The following is a 19,147-nucleotide window of genomic DNA, read 5'->3' as shown; positions in this document are numbered from 1 at the left end:
CCGTTGAATCCATATACTGATCAAATATCCAGAATAAATCGTTTCATCTGGGTCAAATGAGTGATATATTTTCACCCATAAACCCCGAGGAGGCGTTATGTCTGAATTCGATTTATTTGCGCAGGAACTGCTCGAAAAAGCAGAAGCTGAAGAAAAACAACAACAAGAGCGCGACAGGAAGCTGATTGATCGGGTACTTGAAATTTACGACCAGAAGTATGTCGCAGAACTGCTAAGAAAAATAGGTAAAAATGAGTGGAGCCGCGAAACGCTTAACCGCTGGGTAAATGGCAAGTGTGAGCCAAAATCGCTCACCATGGCTGAAGAAGCGCTGTTACGGAAAATGCTGCCGGAGCAACCTGCTCATCATCCTGACTATGACTTCCGCTTTATTGACCTGTTTGCTGGTATTGGTGGTATCCGTAAAGGATTCGAGGCCATCGGCGGGCAATGCGTTTTTACCAGCGAATGGAATAAAGAAGCGGTACGTACCTACAAAGCAAACTGGTACAACGATGAAGACGCACACACATTCAATCTGGATATCCGCGAAGTCACGCTAAGCGGAGAAGAAGGCATCTCAGAAGAGAAAGCCTACGCCCATATCGATCAACACATCCCGGATCATGACGTCCTGCTGGCCGGTTTTCCCTGCCAGCCATTCAGTCTGGCGGGTGTAAGTAAGAAAAACTCTCTCGGACGCGCACATGGATTCGAATGTGAAGCGCAGGGCACTCTTTTTTTCGATGTTGCCCGCATAATCAAGGCTAAGCAACCAACCATTTTTGTGCTGGAAAACGTGAAAAACCTTAAGAGCCATGACAAAGGCAAAACGTTTAAAGTCATTATGGATACCCTTGATGAATTAGGCTATGAAGTCGCTGATGCCAATATCACAGGGAAAGATGATCCTAAAATTATTGATGGTAAAAATTTCCTGCCACAACATCGTGAGCGTATTGTTCTGGTCGGATTCCGCCGTGACCTTAATATCCATCAGGGATTCACTTTAAAGAATATTCATAAATTCTACCCTGAGAAAAGACCAACATTTGGTCAGCTTCTGGACCCTGCGGTTGACAGTAAATATATCCTGAGCCCTAAGTTATGGGAATATCTCTATAACTATGCTAAAAAGCATGCCGCCAAAGGTAATGGGTTCGGTTTTGGTCTGGTTGATCCGAATAATGAAAATAGCGTCGCGAGAACATTATCCGCTCGTTACCATAAAGATGGATCTGAAATTCTCATCGACAGAGGATGGGATAAAGAACTCGGCGAAATCGATTTCTCTAATCCAGAGAATCAGGAACAAAGGCCAAGAAGACTGACGCCCCATGAATGCGCAAGATTAATGGGATTTGAGCAACCCGGAGGCAAGCCATTCCGAATCCCCGTTTCCGATACTCAGGCCTATCGACAGTTTGGGAACTCAGTGGTCGTTCCCGTTTTTGAAGCCGTGGCAAAACTGCTTCAGCCTTATATTATGAAAGCCGCTGCAAGCAAGGCGACCAAAAAATAATATAAACAGATCCCCCGGAATTTATCCGGGGGGAAACAGAATCAAATTATTTAATCGACATACAATGATTTAGTTTCATCGATAAATGTTTCTAACGAAATAAGATATTCCCGGATAGCTTTCGGGTACTTATCATGAAGGCTACTGGGTACAACCAACCTGACCCTTTCCTGCTGCATCTCCTGAAATTGAGCAACAGAAACACCTTCCTGAAGGGTAAAGAGATAAATATCCTGAATCCTGTCTGCCTCATTTAATATCTGCCGCCAGCGATCTTTACAGGTCGTTTTTACCGCTAGCATACGCAGCTTCTGCTCTGGAAAAGCTTCATCGTGATAAGCTTGCGCAGAGGGGAATAAAAAATCTGGCTTCTTATTTCCTTCTGTAACGGCCTGAGTCTCAAAAGTTTTCAGTCCATGCTCATTAAAAAGCTGTTCAAGATGCAGCTCAAGTGATTTTCCGGCTCGTGATTTTCGTCTGTTGCTCACGGAATTCGCCAGTGCAATAAATTCATTTACGGAACCAAACCCAGACTGAACTATACCCAGTACATGCATTTCCTCCACCAGTAGGAAAATTTCGTACTCAACACGACGACGTTCAATCAGTTGCTTATCCGGGCCTATGACATTTGGGGAATAGTGAGCTGCTGCATACTGGATAATCTCCTTACCTGAAGGGAAATTTGTTCTCCACTCTTCCGGAAGACGATACCCACTGGAAACTGGTTCTTTTAAAGCCAGACCACCCAGAATCTCATTTGCGGGACCATAGACCAACGATCCAGGAACAATTTCTCCGAGCGATGACTCAACGATATCTTCTTCTTCTGCGTTATGACACACCCAAATATCAACAAATTGGCTATCAGATCCCTGATGGTGATCAAACGCCAATAACGCCAGCGCCCCCGTATTCTCCGGGTCTTGCAGAGGATTCTTTCCTCCCCCCCATCGGGTGATACGCTTTTCATTTCGGGTCTTACCAAAGAAACGACCATTGTAATAAATGGCCCTGGCCTCGCTGTCCGGGCAGTTGTGTGAGGAGGTATGCGCATTCAGCATCACGGACGGGTTAAGATCCCTTGTATGATTAATTGAAGGGAAAAGATGTTCAACAATGCCAGAAGGTATGTAAATGCCAACCTGATGTCCGCCCGTCGCGCCGGTATCGTTGGCTGACAAGCGCTTGATGAACATATAGGTGTCACTGGTTGACTTATCTAACAGCCATGAATGTAGCCCCGACATCATCACTTCCTCGCTGTAAAAATATCGCTGATTTATAGAGAGTTATCCTGCCACAGCTCTGCCTTTGTGAATACTCACGATGCCGTTTTATGTGATGTCGTTATTTTCCTTGTTCTCCCAGATTCAGCTCAGTTCCCGAGATACCTTATAAACCGTTTTCTGGTCGTTTTCTGACATCTCTGTTAAGAGACTTGCACGTGCCAGGGTACGCAAATAATTACGCGCAGTGTTATCCGATACGCCCAGCGCCTCCGCTACGCCTGCTGCGGAATATTTCTTACCAGGCTCAGCCAGAATAATATTAAGTAGTGTGACTTGCCGTCCGCTCAGCCGCGATAAGCTCCCTGATTTATACAAAAAATGATCAATTCGGGCAGCGCGGGCAACCAGATCGTCTACATGCTGTAAGAGCCTTGTCATAGCACGATGGATAATACTGGCCTGATATTCAAGATAGTGCGTCAGATCCATACCATCGGTTTCAGTGTACTGGTAACTGTGGGCATATTTGGCCGGGGCGGCATGCAGTAGCTGGCTGATAGAGACATATTTAAATACGTCGTACTCTGATTTGAGCATGTACCAGTAAAAAAGCCCACGGCTTGTACGCCCGTTACCGTCTCTGAAAGGGTGCTCGTGAACGAGCATGAAGTGAAGAACACAGGCTTTTGCCAAGGGGTGAACGTAGGATTCTGTGTCGTTTACGAAGTCACACACCATTTGCAGACGTGCCTGCAGGTCGGTGGCCGCTGGCGGTTGATGAACAATGTTACCGTCATAATCTGCAATCACTACATCATCGGTATCGCGGAATTCTCCAGGACTGTATTTTTCGTCATTAATTCCACCCATGCCAATGGCATGGAAACGGCGGATTAAATCTGGTGTTAATGGTTCCTGGATAAGTTCCGGAATTTCGGCCATCAACCGCGCATTACCCGCGATCATGTGTTCATCTTCGGTACGGGGGGCTCTGCCACTTTCTAGCATGTCCCGCGCGACAAGCGTAGTTGTGTTAGCGCCTTCCAGTTGCGATGAAGTGATTGGCTCTTCCATACTTAGTGCTGTTAACTCTTTACCTGCCTCCCTGAGTCTGGTGGTAAGTTCTTTGAGCACCAGCCTTGTGGCGTGCTTGTCCACCAGTTCACAGACTGACATGATGTTAGGTGTAAGGACAAAGCCAGCCTGATTGCCTGCTTCGTTGCGATAATGGATCCGTTGCATGGCTGAGTCACGAGAACAGCCTGTCGATAATCCTGCCTCCATTCATCATCTTCGACATCTGTATGTGCATAGTCTCGTCTGGTCCAATCGTTCCTTTATCAAAACTTTTATGATGGGCCACATTGTTTGCGTGTCTGTTGGATAGCGAATCCTACCTCGTCAGCAGAGAGTCATGTTCTTCATCAAAACCACTGGCAACGTTGTGTTCGACGGTCTCTTTTTATTCTCAAACTACGTGAACTTTGCTGCTTATCTACTCTCCCCAAATCCATGCCAAAAAATGTGAACCTCATCCCTGAAGCAAATCGTAATCTCTGAAATCGATCCGTATCGTAAACTTTACTTTACACTTTTGGTGATGTTAGTCACAAAATTAAGCGCGGAGGGTGATCGCAATCTCACAATAGCCTGGTATACAAAATCGACAATGTGAGCGGAAAAGAGGCTGGAAAGTTAAGTTTTCACTGCTTTCTCTCTTTTACCGCGTCTGGAGGGAAACTGCAATTCAAAAGATAAAAAATAACTTGTTGAAATTGAGTCAGTAAAAAAATGGTATGTGATTTAAATCACGCGTATTTACAGATTTTATGATTTACGCCAATGGCGAATATTGACGGAGCTATTTTCTTCATGAATTAAATCTTGCATAGTGCCATCACATTATTTCTCCCCCTGAATCAGGAGGCGGATAGTTATATTCCATCAATCTTTATTGATGGACCAGGTATGCTTTACTTCACATTAATACGAACATGACCACTGTTAACTGGAGAAACAAAATGAATTATCCGGCAGAACCCTTCCGTATTAAAAGCGTTGAAACTGTATCTATGATCTCGCGTGATGAGCGCATCCAAAAAATGCAGGAAGCGGGCTACAATACCTTCCTGTTGAACTCGAAAGATATCTATATCGACCTGCTGACGGACAGTGGTACGAACGCCATGAGTGATAAGCAGTGGGCCGGGATGATGATTGGTGATGAGGCCTACGCAGGCAGTGAAAACTTTTATCATCTGGAAAGAACGGTTCAGGAGCTGTTTGGCTTTAAACATATTGTTCCTACTCACCAGGGGCGCGGGGCGGAAAACCTGTTATCGCAGCTGGCGATTAAACCGGGGCAATATGTTGCAGGGAATATGTATTTCACCACCACGCGTTATCATCAGGAAAAAAATGGCGCCACCTTTGTGGATATCGTCCGTGATGAGGCGCACGATGCCGGTCTGAATATCGCCTTTAAAGGCGATATCGATCTTAAAAAGCTGCAAAAACTGATTGACGAAAAGGGCGCCGAAAATATTGCCTATATCTGTCTGGCGGTGACGGTGAACCTTGCGGGCGGTCAGCCGGTCTCGATGGCGAATATGCGTGCCGTCAGGGAGTTGACGCAGGCGCATGACATTAAAGTCTTCTACGATGCAACCCGCTGCGTAGAGAACGCCTATTTTATCAAAGAGCAGGAAAAAGGCTTTGAGAACAAGAGCATCAAAGAGATCGTCCATGAGATGTTCAGCTACGCCGATGGGTGTACCATGAGCGGGAAAAAAGACTGCCTGGTGAATATCGGCGGGTTCCTGTGCATGAACGATGATGAGATGTTCTCGGCGGCTAAAGAGCTGGTGGTGGTATATGAAGGGATGCCATCCTACGGCGGTCTGGCCGGGCGCGACATGGAAGCAATGGCCATTGGTCTGCGTGAATCCATGCAGTTTGAGTACATTGAGCACCGTGTGAAGCAGGTTCGTTATCTGGGCGATAAGCTGAAGGCGGCAGGTGTGCCGATTGTTGAACCGGTAGGCGGCCATGCGGTATTCCTCGATGCTCGTCGCTTCTGCGAACACCTGACCCAGGACCAGTTCCCGGCGCAGAGTCTGGCGGCAAGCATCTATATGGAAACGGGCGTGCGCAGCATGGAGCGTGGCATCATCTCCGCAGGGCGTAATAAAGAGACGGGCGATCACCACCGGCCAAAACTGGAAACGGTACGCCTGACTATTCCACGCCGCGTTTATACTTATGCGCATATGGATGTGGTGGCCGATGGCATTATTAAACTCTATAAGCATAAAGAGGATATTCGCGGGCTGAAGTTTATTTATGAGCCTAAGCAGTTGCGCTTCTTTACTGCACGTTTTGATTATATTTAATGGTATTGATAGCCCCATTTTTAAATGGGGCTTTTTGTTTTTTATTATCCGAAGATGTACAAATGACAGCCGTAATTATAATTAATAGTCAACAGGAACATTTATCATGGATATTAATGCCATTGAACGACAGAGTTCCCCCGGACTTATTAGCGGGACGATGCTTGTCATCGCAACGGTAGTCGGCGGGGGAATGTTCTCCCTGCCTATTGCGATGGCGGGAGTCTGGTTTCCCGGCGCCTCTGTTATTCTAATCGTTATTGCCATCATGATGTTATTAACCGGCCTGATGCTGGTGGAAGTGAACCTTCACTATGGTGCCGGAGCCAGTTTTAACACCTTTACTCAGGATCTATTAGGGCGAAAGTGGAATATCGTGGTTGGCATCGCCTTTGGTTTTGTACTCTATATTTTAACCTATGCGTATATCTCCGGGTCATCGGCGGTGATGGCGCAGACGGTGTTTAAATATAGCGGTTTTCGTTTCCCGGCAAACATCTCCGTTATTGTCGTCAGTATGCTGGTTGGCGTAATCGCCTGGTATAGCTCGCTGCTGGTCGGGCGGATCACCACCATTCTGATCGTCGGTAAGTTTGTGGCGTTCTTTGCCACGTTCTCCGGGCTAATCGGCCATATTGAGGTGGCGAAACTGGTCGATAGCGTCGCCATCGCACTGCCGAATACGCAATATCTGCCCTATATTCTGATGACGCTGCCGTTCTGCATTATCTCCTTTGGTTTTCACGGCAATGTGCCGAGTCTGGTGAAACTGTATGGCACCCACGGCGTATCCCATATTACGCGCTCCATCGTGATTGGCACCCTGTTTGCCGTGCTGCTCTATATCTTCTGGCTGGCGGTGACGATGGGCAATATCAGCCGCGCCGAGTTTTCGCCGATCATTGCCAAAGGCGGCAATATTGATGTGTTTGTGGAAGCCATCAGTGGGCTGTTTACCAGTCGCTATATGGATTTAATCCTGACCTTTTTCGGTAACTTTGCCGTTGCCAGTTCGCTGCTGGCCGCTACGCTGGGTCTGTTTGATTATATTGCCGATCTGTTCCACTTCCCGGATAACGGCATCGGCAGACTGAAAACCGCGCTGGTGACCTATTTCCCGCCCGCTGCCGTCTGTTTCTTTTTCCCGAATGGTTTTGTCCACGCGATTGGCTATGCGGGACTGGCGTTTACCATCTGGAGCGTGATCCTGCCGCCATTTCTGGTGAAAGCGTCCCGTAAGCGTTTTGCCACGGCGCGTTATACCGCCCCCTGTAACAATACGGTGCTGAATCTGGTGATTGTCGGCGGAGGGATTGTGTATCTGACGGTGGTGCTGGATGTGTTTGGTTTACTGCCGACGTTCCGTTAGCGGGAGGCGCTATGTTTCTGACATTACTCAGGTTACAGCATCCGCTGGTTTATCGTTACGCCTGGCTGAGGGTGTGGGTGGTGGTGTTAAGAAAATGCGGACTGCGCAAGAATAAAACTCACAAAAGCAATCAGGCCTGTCGCTGACAGGCCTGCCTGGATTTACACCCGGAAGTAGCGTGGTGGAATCAACGTTGAGAATGCGTCGATCTTCTTCACCATCTTTTTCCAGAACAACATAACAACAATCCTCTGTTTAAAATGCAGGCGCTATTTTAGTCAGCGCAGGCATTGCGTAAAAGATCGCCGCGTCGTTCTTATCGTGTGCGCGGTGTAAAGCTTTTTGTTCACTCTGCAAAATGTGGAGGAGTAACACGATCGGCAACCCTGCCGCCGGGTTGACAAGCGTTAAAATAGTACGGGCAATCCCAGCCCGCGTTTCACTTCCCGTAGCGTTGTCTGTGTGACCTCATGCGCCCGTTCACTGCCTTGTTGCAGTATCTGCATCAGCATGCCTTTATCCTGAATATAGGTTGCCCGCCGCTCGCGCATTGGGGCAATCAACTCCTGCAAACAGGTTTCCAGTTCGTTTTTACAGGTGCGATCGCCAAGCCCCCCCTGCTGATAATGCGCTTTCATCGCCGCGACTTTCGTTTTGTCCGGGTGAAAGGCATCCAGCCAGGTGAACACGACATTTCCTTCGATCTGACCCGGATCGCTGACGTTAAGGTGGTGAGGATCGGTGTACATGGCGCTAACCGCTTTGTGGATCGCATCTTCACTGGCGGAGAGTTGCAGGGTATTGCCGAGAGATTTTGACATTTTAGCGCCGCCATCAATGCTGGGCAGACGGCCGGTGTCGCTCAGAATCGCCTGACAGTGGCGTAGTAGCGGGGCAGGCAACAGGCTGTTCATCTTGTGTACGATTTCGTTAGTCTGCTCGATCATCGGCAACTGATCGTCTCCTACAGGCACATATTCCGCTTTAAACGCGGTGATATCCGCCGCCTGGCTGATGGGGTAGACCATAAATCCGACCGGTAACGAGCGGGTAAAGCCTTTCTGCGCAATTTCATTTTTCACCGTCGGATTACGCTCTACGCGGGCGACAGTGACGACATTCATATACAGCATGGTCAGTTCCGCCAGTGCAGGTAAGGCGGATTGCAGGCAGAGCGTGGTGAGTTCAGGGTCGATCCCGGCGGCCAGATAATCCGCCAGCACTTCCGGGATGTTGTCGCGGATCTTTTGCGGGTTCGTACCGTTATCGGTCAGCCCTTGCAGGTCGGCAATCAGCACAAATTGTTGATGGGTATGCTGCAAAGCAACGCGCTGGCGCAGTGAGCCAACGTAGTGCCCGAGGTGCAGGGCGCCCGTAGGGCGATCGCCGGTCAGAATGGTGGGTTTTGTGTTCATCAAAGACTCCTTTACGTGAAAAAACCGAAAGACGTCTCTGGAACGCAATAGCCGCCTTTCGGCGGCTATTAATACGGGGATAAAACAGAACCGTGCCGCCTTTAGTCAGGCAGCCACCAGCGGTTATGGCGTTGGGGAATCGCAGTCTGTTTATTCATAAAAATGACCGTATCACGGTTAAGCGCAGGGGTAAACCTGCTATGTCAGGGTTGTTAATGGGCAACCTGTTCACTCTGCTTGCCATCAGCGCTCTTCAGCATTCTCTTTTTTGCGTAAACTGCCGCTGCTTAACAAGTTGAATCATGCTGATGACGGCGCCGAAAAATAAGGCCGCAGCGCCGCAAAGCGTTGCACTGGCGATCGCCTCCGTGCCGCTGCCTAACAGGCTGGTTAACAGTGGGCCGACGATCTGACCGATGCCGTAGGTGAGCGTGACAAGACCCAACAGATTGATATTCCCCGGCACGCTCAGTTGCCGCGCCAGCGGCATCACCAGCGAAGTTGTCCCCATGAACGTCGCGCCAAAACCAATGCTGCTGATAATAAGAAGCGGCAGTGCGTCGCTGGCGAGCGTGAGTATGACGCAGACCCCCTGAATCAGCAGATTCGCCGTCAGGCATTGTAATACGCCCCAGCGCTTTGCCGCCCACAGCCAGCCAAAACAACCGGGAACGATCGCCAGTCCCACCAGCGACCAGAGATGGGCGGTGAGTAGCGGCGAGCCCGCGTTTTTCGCCATCAGCGGCAGATAGGTGGCGACGATGATGTAGCCAAATCCGGCGAAGCCATACAGCAGCGCCAGTTGCCACCAGCGCATCAGCGGATTATGCGTCGGCGCCGGAGGAGCGGGCGGCAACGCGTGGGCGCGGGCAGGGATGAGGAACGCCAGGAGCAGCAGTAACACGGTGGAGATAACGGCTGCGCCCGACCACAGCGCATGGGAAGAAAGCGTATAGCGTAAACCGGCGATAACATACTCGTTGCCCAGCAAGATACCGGCGCCAACGCCGGAGAAAAGCGACGCAATCACAAACGGGTGACGGGTATGTTGCAGGACGATCATCGAGCCAAAAATCATCATTCCGGCGCTGGCGACCCCGGCCAGAAAACGGATCAGCATCACGATGGCAGGTTGCGTAAATATCGCCATCGCAAGGATTAATCCTCCGGTTGCTACCGCCGATGTCAACAGCATTGGCCGTAAGCGAGAGGGGAGGTGAAAGGCGCCGAAGGAGAACAACAGGCTGCCCGCCAGATACCCCGCGTAGTTGGCGCTGGCAATCCAGGAAAGCGCTGCGAAGGTAAACTGACCTTCAGACAGCAGAACCGGTAGCATCGGGGTATACAGAAAACGTCCGATCCCCATTCCCAGCGTTAGTACCATTAAGCCGAAGAGTGCCGTACTGATGGCATGACGGTTTGAATCGGCATTGCCCTGAACCATACTTGCTCTCACTTAGCGCGTTAATTTGTGTTTGTTATATTACATGTGTAAATGATAATAAAAAGTAAAAAATAGAGGGCGTGTGAGAGCCCGGCAAGATATACGCGTTGGGAAATTCAGCAGGCGTCGATCGTTTTTACGCAGTGCCAGCCATCATCCACACAGCGATAGATGGATTCGGTATGACCGGGGATAATCCACCGCGTTTCTTCGCCGGGGGGGCAGCGCAGGTAAATACATAACCCGCAGCCGCCGCGTAGCTGGCGTGGAATATCCGCCACCCGAAAGGTCATTCCCGCAGCCTGAAGCGCTTTGCGGGTCTGAATGACGCCCACCGTCGAATGAAATAAAAACAGATATTCCGTCATCCGCGTTTTCTCTGGCGTTGACCAATCAGCGCCGCACCAATGGCCCCGGCAAACTGCGCGTCAGGATGGGTGTAAACCGGCATCGCAACGTGGCTTTCCAGCATACGCGCGAATGCCGCACAGTGGCTGACGCCGCCGGTAAACAGCAAAGGTCCCCCGGCAGACAGTCGGCCGATAAAATTGGCGCTACGTCTGGCCATCGCGTTGATCACACCGGAAAGAATGGCTTCTGGCGCAACGCCCGCAGAGCGCAGGCTGATCACTTCAGACTCGGCAAAAACCGTGCACATGCTGGTGATGGCATGAGGCTCAACGCCGTCGGTGATCGTATCCAGTTGATCCACGCTGGCGCCGAGGGTGCGCGAAATCACCTCCAGAAAACGCCCGGTTCCGGCGGCACATTTATCATTCATCAGAAAGTCGGTGAGATTACCGTCGTTATCCAGCTGAATAACCTTGCTGTCCTGGCCGCCAATGTCGATGACCGTGCGGGTTTCAGGAGCCAGGAAGCGCGCCCCCAGTCCGTGGCAGGAGATTTCCGTCACCTGTTTATCGGCAAAATCAACCAACTGGCGTCCGTAGCCGGTTAGCGTCAGAAACGGGCGCGTGTCCAGCCCTGCGCTTAGCGTTTCCCACGCCTCGTGGATAGCATCGGCGGGGCGAAACGGCGTGGGGCAGAGGAAACGGCGTGTGATAACGCCCTCCGCCAGCAAAACGCCTTTTGTCGCCGTGGAGCCGGAATCAATGCCAATCGAATACGTCACGGGCGCTCCTTACAGCATTTCGATAAAGGCCGCGACGCGGGTGCTGAGTTGCCCGATATCCGAAGTGGAGTAGTCCGTTTCGATGGCGATATAAGGGATGTTGTGCTGCTGGCGTACGTGGCGCTTAATCGCCATAGACTCAACGGCATAGGTATGACAGGCCTGCAAAATCACATCCACGACGCCGTCCGCCTGATACTCCTCTACCATCTGGCTGAGCAACGTCAGCCGCTGGTCGTTGGGCGAAATGCAGGAACAGCCAATTGCGAGGTATTTGTCGGTCAGCGCGTCATAGACATCGCCCGTCTCTTCAACGCATTGTTCGGTGGCTTTTGCCCCCGTGCAGTTTTCAAATCCGACGACCCAACCGCCGTTTTCTTCAATGGCGCGTACCACTTTTTCTGCCGCGCCGCCAATCGGGCAGCCGGTGATCAGAATACGCGGGCGGGCGTCCAGCCGCTTGCCGTCCTGCCACTCCTGGCGCACGCGGTCAGCCATGCCGTTGAGCTCGTCGATAAGCGCTTCTTTATCAAAACGAAACGTCGCGCCGTACACCACTTTCAGGATATCGCTGCCGCTAAGAGCAGGAGGATTAAGCTGGCCGACGCGGTAGAAATTGGCCAGCGCGCGGCGTTCGCGGTTTTTCAATACGATCGCATCGCGCAGGGCGGCTTCGCTGATGGGGCGGCCAAAACGCGTTTCCACAGCCTGTTGCAGACGCAGGATCTCTGCTTTCCATAACGCACGGGAGGCGGCGTCATTGGCGCTGTTGGGCAGTTGCATGATGTGTACGGCCTTAAATTCGGCCATGTATTCGTACATTTTCTTTTTGCCGTCGCAGGTGGTTTCGCCCACCACCAGATCGGAAAAATAAAAGTAGGGGCACTTGTCCGTTTTGCCGAAGCCGTAGCTGCTTTTGATCAGCGGACACAGGTTGCGCGGCAGATCCTTTTCGGCTTCTTCGATGGTTTCGTCCGACGTTGAACACAGGGAAACGACAACCGCACCCGCCGCCATTGGGATCTCCTGCGGCATAAACGTGCAGTAGGTGCCGACCAGCGGGATCCCCTGTTCTTTAAGATCCATAACGGTGAGAAAGCCTTTCTGACGGGCGTCGGAGAACTGGTTAAAAATGGCGGGTAGATCGGTGATAAGCGACATGGTTTTCCTTCCCCGTAACACGGGAGACAATGAAAAGATCACGCATTATAACCCTGTAAAAACAAGGTGTTTATTGATCTGCTTAAAAGTTGGGTAACGTCAGCAGGGACGGTATTTGCGACAGCAGATACAACACCAGCCCGATGGAGCCGCCGACCAGCGTGCCGTTGACGCGGATAAACTGCAAATCTTTGCCGATGTTCAGCTCTATCTGGCGTGACATATCGCGGGCATCCCAGCTCTTTACCGTGTCGCTGATGTGGCGCGTCAGAAACGCGGCGAACTCCGGCGCGACCCGGTGCGCAGCCTGTTCCAGATGGCCGTTGAGCGAAGCGCGAAGGGCATCATCCGCCACCAGCGTTTCGCCGAACCATTGCCCGGCATGGGCGATCCGCTGCTTCACGCGGGAACCCTCTGCGTTAATATCTGCCTTCAGCCACTGGCGTAAATCAGCCCAGAGTTCACCAAGATAATGGTTAAACGCCTCATCTTCTTTCAGGTACGCTTTGATGCTTTCCGCCCGGGAGGCCATCTCTGGATCGTTTTTGAGTTTGTCGATCAGCTTAAAAGTGGCGCGATCGAAGGCATGGCGGATCTGGTGCGCCTGGTCGTGGCTGATATCATCCAGCAACGAATTCACCGCATCGGAAACCAGTTCTGCGCTGTGTTCCCCCAGCCATTCGGTCGGTAAAATTTTCGCTTTTAGCGGATGTTCCGTCTCCAGCCAGCGCACGATTTGCTGTGCGATAAACGCGCGTGAGCTGTCGCGCTGAAGCAGGGCGATCAACTGCGCGATCAGGGTGTCCAGCAGTACCTGATGACGATCGTTTTTGGTCATGCTCTCCAGCATTAACGCGCTGGTGCCAGAGAAGTCCACTTTATCGATCGCTTTGTGTACCGCCCGCTTGAGCAGGCGCTGAATACGGGCGTCGTCCGTCAGTTCGAGAAAACCGCTCATGATTTGCAGCAAATGCATCCCAACCCGCCGGGCGTTATCCGGCTGACTGAACCAGTTGCCGATCAGCAAGGCCGGTTCATGACGGCGAATGAGCGCGACCAGCGACTGGGTATCAAGAAATTTCTCCTGCACGAACTGGCCAAGATTTTCGCCGATTCGATCCTTATTACGCGGGATAATGGCGGTATGCTGCGCGATAAACGGGATCGGCACCCGACGAAACAGCGCCACGACGGCGAACCAGTCCGCCAGTGCGCCCACCATTGCCGCTTCCGCAATGGCTTTAATGCCGAGTACCCAAAAATTTGGCGGCAGGAAAAGCGTCGTGATGAACGTGGCGGCGGCAATCAGCAGCAGCGAGAGCGCCAGTTGTTTGGCGCGTTTGAGTTCAGCAATTTTATTCATAGCGTTAAGGATAGAGCCAGACGGGGGGATCGTGCAAAAGATCATCCCGGGATCCAGTTATCCCATGCAGGCAATGTTCCCAGTTCCGCCACCAGAAAATCGATAAACGAACGCACCTTCGGGTTGCTGTATTTACTCGGGAAATAGAGCGCATAAAGGGCGTGCGTTTCGCAGGTGATGGTGCCGTCGAGCATCAGCGGCGTGATCTCCTCCTTCTGGATGTGATCGCCAATCAGGTAGGTCGGCAGATAAGCCACGCCCTGGTCTTCCAGCACCGATTTTAGCAATACCAGACTGCTGTTGGCCTGGATCGGCATATGCAGCTTTAACTGGTGCAGGCGCTCCTGCTCGTCCGCCACTTTAAGCACTGGGGTGAGTCCGGGATAGACCAGGCAATCATGATTCACCAGCTCGACGCGACGCTGCGGCATCCCTTTTTTCGCCAGATAGCCGGGGGAGGCGCACCACGCCCAGCGAATCGGCACCAGCTTGCGCATGGCATAGTTTTGCGGCGGCGCGGTGGAGATGCGCAGAGCGATATCGAAATCCGTTTCGTTCAGATTCACAAAATTATCGTTGAGGTCGATGTAGAGATTCACGTCTGGATATTGAGTACGGTATTTATCCACCAGATTAACTAACCGGGAATATCCAAAGGCAATTGAACAGGTTATGCGTAATTCACCTTGCGGGCTGTGATAATAACCAGAAGTGGTATTTAAGGTTTCATCAAACTCGTTGAGTAATTTAGTCGCACGGTTAAATAAATATTGCCCGGCATCGGTCAGGGTAATACTGCGGGTGGTACGTTTAATTAACGTTGTACCCAGCGTATCTTCCATTGCTGCCAGACTTTTACTTACCGCTGAAGGTGACACGTTAAGCTGGGCAGCGGCTTCAGATAATCCACCGCAATCCACAATCTTGATAAAAAACTCTAAATGCTTCAGGGAAATGGATGTGTTCATTGTTTCCTTTTATTCACAAGTGATTTGCAAAAACGGTACGAATAGGCCGTTACATTCGCGTTTGAAACATGCAACTATTGAATCATAGGAAATAACTTGCTGACAAAATGAAAAAATAACAACTTAAGTGAGTTATGTCACAAATTAAACAGGAGGCAAAAGAAAGAACGCGAAAAATTGTGAATTTAATCTCATTTAATATAATTTAAATTAAAAGGTGCCTGTTATGTGGTCACGACTCGAACCCTACAGATCTTCACTTATTTTATTACTCGCTCTGGTTGTCGGCGGCTTATTAGGTATTTATGCTCCGACGTTTGCAAGTCAACTCCAGCCGATAGGTCAGATTTTCCTGAACCTGTTATTTATGATTATCGTTCCGCTGGTGGGGATCAGCGTAATGTCTTCTATCGCCAGCATGACCGACCTGAAACGTCTGGGACGCATTATGGCGATTATCTTTATCGTCTCTATCGCGATGGCTTTTATTCCGGCCGCCGGAATTGTGGCGCTCGCGCTCTGGTATAACCCGGCGCAGGGGGTGACTATCGATCTTTCGCAATCCGTGCAGGCGGGCAGCGGCAAGATGGATTTTGTCAGTATGATCACCACCAGCGACTTTATCGGACTGTTTTCTAAATCGAATATTCTGGCGCTGATCGTGATGGCGATTATCGCCGGGATCGCCATTGGGCAGTCAGAACAGGCGGGCAAACGCATCGCCTCACTGCTGGAAGACGCCAACACGGTGATCATGAAGATTGTGGCGATCATCATGAAGGTGGCTCCCATCGGCCTCGGCTGTTACTTCGCTGCGACGATGGCCAGTCAGGACTCCGGCCTGTTGCTGACCTTTGCCCGGGCTATCGGCCTGTTCATGGTTGCTACGCTGGTTTACTACATCTTCGGTTCTGTTCTTTACTCCTACATTGGCGGCGGGCTACCTGCGGTGAAGGCCTTCTGGCGTAACGCCATTGAACCTTCGGTGACCGCGCTGGGGACGTGTTCCTCGCTCGGCACGCTGCCGGTGACTCTGCGTGCGGGTAAGGCGATGGGCATTAACCCGGAAATCGTTGATGTCTCCATCCCGCTGCTGGTTAACCTCAATAAGGGCGGCGTGGCGATGATTGCCGCACTGAAGATTGTTTTTATCTATTCCGTTTTAGGCATGGAGTTCACCACCGAAACGTTCTTCCTGACGATGCTGATTGCCGTACTTTCGGCGATTATCGTCGGCGGCGTCCCTGGCGGCGCATTCCTCGGTGAGATCTTTATTGTCACCACGCTGGGGTTGCCGATGGAGGCCATTCCAATGCTGGTGGTGCTGGGCACGATTACGGATGCGCCAGCAACGCTTATCAACGTAATTCATGATTTGAACGCGGCGCAGATTGTGGAGCGCTTCGCCGGAAAGAAACCGATGAACGCTGATATCAACACCACGGACGCAGTAGTCCCGGCTTTCCGCATGGATTAAGGATGTAACAGGAGACGTTATGAAAGATTCAGTTAAGCTCGACACGCAGTTAATTATCGCCGGACGCGACAAACGTTATACCCAGGGAGCGGTGAACCCGGTGATCCAGCGCGCTTCTTCACTGGTGTTTGATACCGTGAAGGACAAAAAATTTGCGACGGCCAATCGTGCGAACGGCGAGCTGTTCTATGGTCGCCGTGGTACTTATACCCACTTCGCGTTTCAGAAGGCGATGAGTGAGCTGGAAGGCGGCGTTGGCTGTGCGCTCTATCCTTGCGGCGCAGCGGCGGTGACGAATGCGATTCTCGCCTTTGTGCAGGGCGGCGATCATCTCCTGATGACCGGTGCGGCCTATGAACCCACGCAGGACTTTTGCAATAAGATTCTGAGCAAGTTTGATGTATCAACGACGTATTACGATCCGCTGATTGGCGCGGGCATTGTCGATTTGATCCGCCCGGAGACCAAAGTGGTGTTCCTCGAATCACCCAGTTCCATCACTATGGAAGTTCAGGATGTACCGGGCATGGTGAAGGCGATCCGTGCGGTGAACCCGGAGATTGTCATTATGATCGACAATACCTGGGCGGCCGGCGTGCTGTTTAAGGCGCTCGACTACGGTGTGGACATTTCAATTCAGGCGGGTACTAAATACACCATCGGCCATTCCGACGGTATGCTGGGAACAGCGGTGTCTAACGCCCGCTGCTGGGATCGTCTGCGGGAGAACTCTTATCTGATGGGGCAGACGCTGGATGCTGATACTGCTTATAACGGCAGCCGCGGTTTACGCACGCTGTCAGTTCGCCTGAAGCAGCACCAGGAGAGCAGTATTCAGATTGCCCGCTGGCTGTCGGCTCGCCCGGAAGTGGCGCGAGTGAACCACCCGGCGCTGCCGGAGTGCCCTGGACATGAGTACTTCCGGCGTGACTTTTCCGGTAGCTCCGGCCTGTTTTCATTTGTGCTGAAAAAGCGGTTGACCGATGAGCAGATGGCAAATTTCCTCGATAACTTCTCGCTGTTCCATATGGCCTACTCATGGGGCGGATTTGAGTCGTTGATTCTGGCGAACCAACCGGAAGAGCTGAACAGTATCCGTCCTGCTGGCGATGTGGATTTCAGCGGCACGCTGGTCAGGGTGCATATCGGGCTGGAAGATGTGGGCGACCTTATCGCAGACCTGGACGCCGGGTTTGCGCGTATCGCTTAAAAAAGCAGGCCCCGTATAGCGGGGCCTGCTGTCGGCGCAGATAAGCGTAGCGCCATCAGGCATGAGTTTATTTCTCAGTTGCCAGTTTTGTTACCTCATACTGACGCACGCGCTGTAATAGCCCTTTCAATGTGAACACCGCCGCAATTCCTGCCACCACCGCCAGCAGATGAAACGGAATCTTGCCGCCGTTAAACCACAGCCCGCGTCCGACTTCGATAGCGACGGCCATGACTGTCAGGATGACGATATTCAGCGATGCTGAGACGGTGCCTTTAGGCAGAGTGTTGGAAAACAGCGTAAAGCGGAACAACGTCGAGAAAATCATCCCGATCCCGAAAGCGTACAGACTGGTGCCCAGCACTGACCACAGCCAGACATGAGGCCACAACAGATTTCCTGCGATCAGGATGGCCAGACCGACAAGCTGTATCGGCGGCGCGCGCCAGATAAAACGCGGATCGCCGGGATCTTTCACAACCCGAGCGACCATCATATTGGCGATGATTACCGCGCCAAACACCGGCACCTGCGCCCAGGCGAACTGCGCGGTGGTCATGCCGCCCGCATCGATTAAGATTACTGGCGAGACCGCCACCCAACTCATTAGCGGGATGTAGCTCAGCGAAAGCGTTGCGGCGCCGAAGAGGAAAATCCGGTTGTGAAAGACGTGGCGAAAATCGCGGAGGACAGCGGGAATGCTAAACGGCGCTGCGCCGCGTTGTACCGTCTCTGGCATCGCCAGCGCCAGGCCGCACAGGGCGATCAGCCCCATCAGCGCAATAATGCCGAACAGGGCTTTCCAGTGAACAAAGTGCATTAGCGCAGCGCCTGAGAGCGGGCCGATAACCGGCGCAACCAGGACTATTGAGGTGATGATCGCCATCAGTTTTATGGCTTTGGTCTGGCCGAAGGCTTCCTGCACGGTAACGTAACCGACCGTGGCGATAAAACAGATGCTGGTGCCCTGAATGAAACGCGCGACCAGAAACTGTGTCATTGACGTTGTAAGGAGTGTGGCGGCGCAGGCAACGGTGAAAATAAGCGCGCCCGTAATCAGCACCGGTCGGCGGCCAATCCGGTCGGAAAGCGGGCCGAGCAACCACTGCAATGCCATCCCTCCGGCCAGATAGAGACTGACGGATGCCGGAGCCAGGCTGACATCGGCATTGAAATCATGCACGACATGGATGATGCCCGGTTGAATCAAATCCGTCGACAGATAGGCGGCAAAGTCGTACAGAATCAGCGCCATCGGGAAAAATAGCGTTGTCGCGCGCCGGGAGAAGAATTGACGTATCCGTTGCATATAAATCGCACTCCATGTCGGAGAAAACCCAGAACGGGTACAGTGAAACATTTCTGCGTGGCGTATTCAGAAAAAATGTACGCCTTGCAGAAAGGTGAATTTATCGTTGATAGCGCCTCGCAGCAACGCATAATACCGAATGTCGTTGGCATC

General features: G+C 51.7%; 14 protein-coding genes and 1 pseudogene. 5 read left to right on the top strand and 10 right to left on the bottom strand.

What is annotated here, in order from left to right:
• Positions 1-97: 97 nt before the first annotated feature.
• Positions 98-1,522: a DNA cytosine methyltransferase gene (locus CKO_RS14870; protein ID WP_012134251.1), complete on the top strand. Its 1,425-nt coding sequence runs from the start codon at positions 98-100 to the stop codon at positions 1,520-1,522.
• Between the two features lie 50 nt (positions 1,523-1,572).
• Here the strand turns inward: CKO_RS14870 and CKO_RS14865 are convergent, their stop codons facing one another.
• Positions 1,573-2,772 (bottom strand): type II restriction endonuclease, encoded by a 1,200-nt coding sequence (locus CKO_RS14865; protein WP_024130747.1) that lies wholly within the window; start codon positions 2,770-2,772, stop codon positions 1,573-1,575.
• A 123-nt stretch (positions 2,773-2,895) separates the two neighbouring features.
• Positions 2,896-4,020, bottom strand: a pseudogene (locus tag CKO_RS14860) (Fic family protein); the annotation flags it as partial.
• Between the two features lie 755 nt (positions 4,021-4,775).
• On the opposite strand from CKO_RS14860, the gene CKO_RS14855 reads away from it, so the two are divergent.
• Positions 4,776-6,146, top strand: coding sequence for a tyrosine phenol-lyase (locus CKO_RS14855; protein WP_024130746.1), 1,371 nt, complete (start codon positions 4,776-4,778; stop codon positions 6,144-6,146).
• Between the two features lie 106 nt (positions 6,147-6,252).
• Entirely contained in the window at positions 6,253-7,515 is a 1,263-nt protein-coding gene (locus CKO_RS14850) for an aromatic amino acid transporter (RefSeq protein ID WP_012134247.1), read from the top strand.
• Between the two features lie 407 nt (positions 7,516-7,922).
• Here the strand turns inward: CKO_RS14850 and trpS are convergent, their stop codons facing one another.
• From trpS to CKO_RS14815, 7 genes are all read right to left on the bottom strand, one after another.
• On the bottom strand, positions 7,923-8,930 hold the full coding sequence (trpS, locus tag CKO_RS14845; RefSeq protein ID WP_012134244.1) for a tryptophan--tRNA ligase: 1,008 nt from the start codon (positions 8,928-8,930) through the stop codon (positions 7,923-7,925).
• Between the two features lie 253 nt (positions 8,931-9,183).
• Positions 9,184-10,374, bottom strand: coding sequence for an MFS transporter (locus tag CKO_RS14840; RefSeq protein ID WP_012134242.1), 1,191 nt, complete (start codon positions 10,372-10,374; stop codon positions 9,184-9,186).
• Positions 10,375-10,490: 116 nt separating this feature from the next.
• Complete coding sequence (locus CKO_RS14835; protein ID WP_012134241.1) at positions 10,491-10,742, bottom strand: putative Se/S carrier protein; 252 nt, start codon at positions 10,740-10,742, stop codon at positions 10,491-10,493.
• Positions 10,739-11,506, bottom strand: coding sequence for a putative 2-hydroxyacyl-CoA dehydratase activator YjiL (gene yjiL / locus CKO_RS14830; protein ID WP_012134240.1), 768 nt, complete (start codon positions 11,504-11,506; stop codon positions 10,739-10,741). Before yjiL ends, CKO_RS14835 begins: the two co-directional genes overlap by 4 nt.
• Before the next feature lie 9 nt (positions 11,507-11,515).
• Complete coding sequence (locus CKO_RS14825) at positions 11,516-12,667, bottom strand: double-cubane-cluster-containing anaerobic reductase (protein ID WP_012134239.1); 1,152 nt, start codon at positions 12,665-12,667, stop codon at positions 11,516-11,518.
• Between the two features lie 82 nt (positions 12,668-12,749).
• Positions 12,750-14,030, bottom strand: a complete 1,281-nt coding sequence (locus tag CKO_RS14820) for a DUF445 domain-containing protein (RefSeq protein WP_024130745.1) — start codon at positions 14,028-14,030, stop codon at positions 12,750-12,752.
• Positions 14,031-14,071: 41 nt separating this feature from the next.
• A complete protein-coding gene (locus tag CKO_RS14815; protein ID WP_012134237.1) occupies positions 14,072-14,998 on the bottom strand; it encodes a LysR family transcriptional regulator in 927 nt (308 codons plus the stop codon).
• A 226-nt stretch (positions 14,999-15,224) separates the two neighbouring features.
• Here CKO_RS14815 and CKO_RS14810 point away from each other — a divergent pair, with 226 nt between their 5' ends.
• Both CKO_RS14810 and metC read left to right on the top strand, forming a co-directional pair.
• Positions 15,225-16,475: a dicarboxylate/amino acid:cation symporter gene (locus CKO_RS14810; RefSeq protein WP_012134236.1), complete on the top strand. Its 1,251-nt coding sequence runs from the start codon at positions 15,225-15,227 to the stop codon at positions 16,473-16,475.
• Between the two features lie 19 nt (positions 16,476-16,494).
• Positions 16,495-17,685: a cystathionine beta-lyase gene (gene metC / locus CKO_RS14805; RefSeq protein WP_012134235.1), complete on the top strand. Its 1,191-nt coding sequence runs from the start codon at positions 16,495-16,497 to the stop codon at positions 17,683-17,685.
• Positions 17,686-17,752: 67 nt separating this feature from the next.
• Here the strand turns inward: metC and mdtM are convergent, their stop codons facing one another.
• Complete coding sequence (mdtM, locus tag CKO_RS14800) at positions 17,753-18,994, bottom strand: multidrug efflux MFS transporter MdtM (protein WP_024130744.1); 1,242 nt, start codon at positions 18,992-18,994, stop codon at positions 17,753-17,755.
• Positions 18,995-19,147 lie beyond the last annotated feature (153 nt).

Source organism: Citrobacter koseri ATCC BAA-895 (assembly GCF_000018045.1).
In the GTDB taxonomy this organism is placed as follows: Bacteria; Pseudomonadota; Gammaproteobacteria; order Enterobacterales; family Enterobacteriaceae; genus Citrobacter_B; species Citrobacter_B koseri.
Note: the sequence above shows the minus strand (reverse complement) of the source record. Positions and strands in the feature narration are given on the sequence as shown.

What these genes read in the sequence shown, in the direction of transcription:
- CKO_RS14815 (WP_012134237.1), bottom strand. Translation starts at nt 14,998, where the DNA reads ATGAACACATCCATTTCCCTGAAGCATTTAGAGTTTTTTATCAAGATT.
- CKO_RS14835 (WP_012134241.1), bottom strand. Translation starts at nt 10,742, where the DNA reads ATGACGGAATATCTGTTTTTATTTCATTCGACGGTGGGCGTCATTCAG.
- CKO_RS14820 (WP_024130745.1), bottom strand. Translation starts at nt 14,030, where the DNA reads ATGAATAAAATTGCTGAACTCAAACGCGCCAAACAACTGGCGCTCTCG.
- metC (WP_012134235.1), top strand. Translation starts at nt 16,495, where the DNA reads ATGAAAGATTCAGTTAAGCTCGACACGCAGTTAATTATCGCCGGACGC.
- CKO_RS14825 (WP_012134239.1), bottom strand. Translation starts at nt 12,667, where the DNA reads ATGTCGCTTATCACCGATCTACCCGCCATTTTTAACCAGTTCTCCGAC.
- CKO_RS14870 (WP_012134251.1), top strand. Translation starts at nt 98, where the DNA reads ATGTCTGAATTCGATTTATTTGCGCAGGAACTGCTCGAAAAAGCAGAA.
- CKO_RS14865 (WP_024130747.1), bottom strand. Translation starts at nt 2,772, where the DNA reads ATGTCGGGGCTACATTCATGGCTGTTAGATAAGTCAACCAGTGACACC.
- mdtM (WP_024130744.1), bottom strand. Translation starts at nt 18,994, where the DNA reads ATGCAACGGATACGTCAATTCTTCTCCCGGCGCGCGACAACGCTATTT.
- trpS (WP_012134244.1), bottom strand. Translation starts at nt 8,930, where the DNA reads ATGAACACAAAACCCACCATTCTGACCGGCGATCGCCCTACGGGCGCC.
- CKO_RS14810 (WP_012134236.1), top strand. Translation starts at nt 15,225, where the DNA reads ATGTGGTCACGACTCGAACCCTACAGATCTTCACTTATTTTATTACTC.
- CKO_RS14850 (WP_012134247.1), top strand. Translation starts at nt 6,253, where the DNA reads ATGGATATTAATGCCATTGAACGACAGAGTTCCCCCGGACTTATTAGC.
- CKO_RS14855 (WP_024130746.1), top strand. Translation starts at nt 4,776, where the DNA reads ATGAATTATCCGGCAGAACCCTTCCGTATTAAAAGCGTTGAAACTGTA.
- CKO_RS14840 (WP_012134242.1), bottom strand. Translation starts at nt 10,374, where the DNA reads ATGGTTCAGGGCAATGCCGATTCAAACCGTCATGCCATCAGTACGGCA.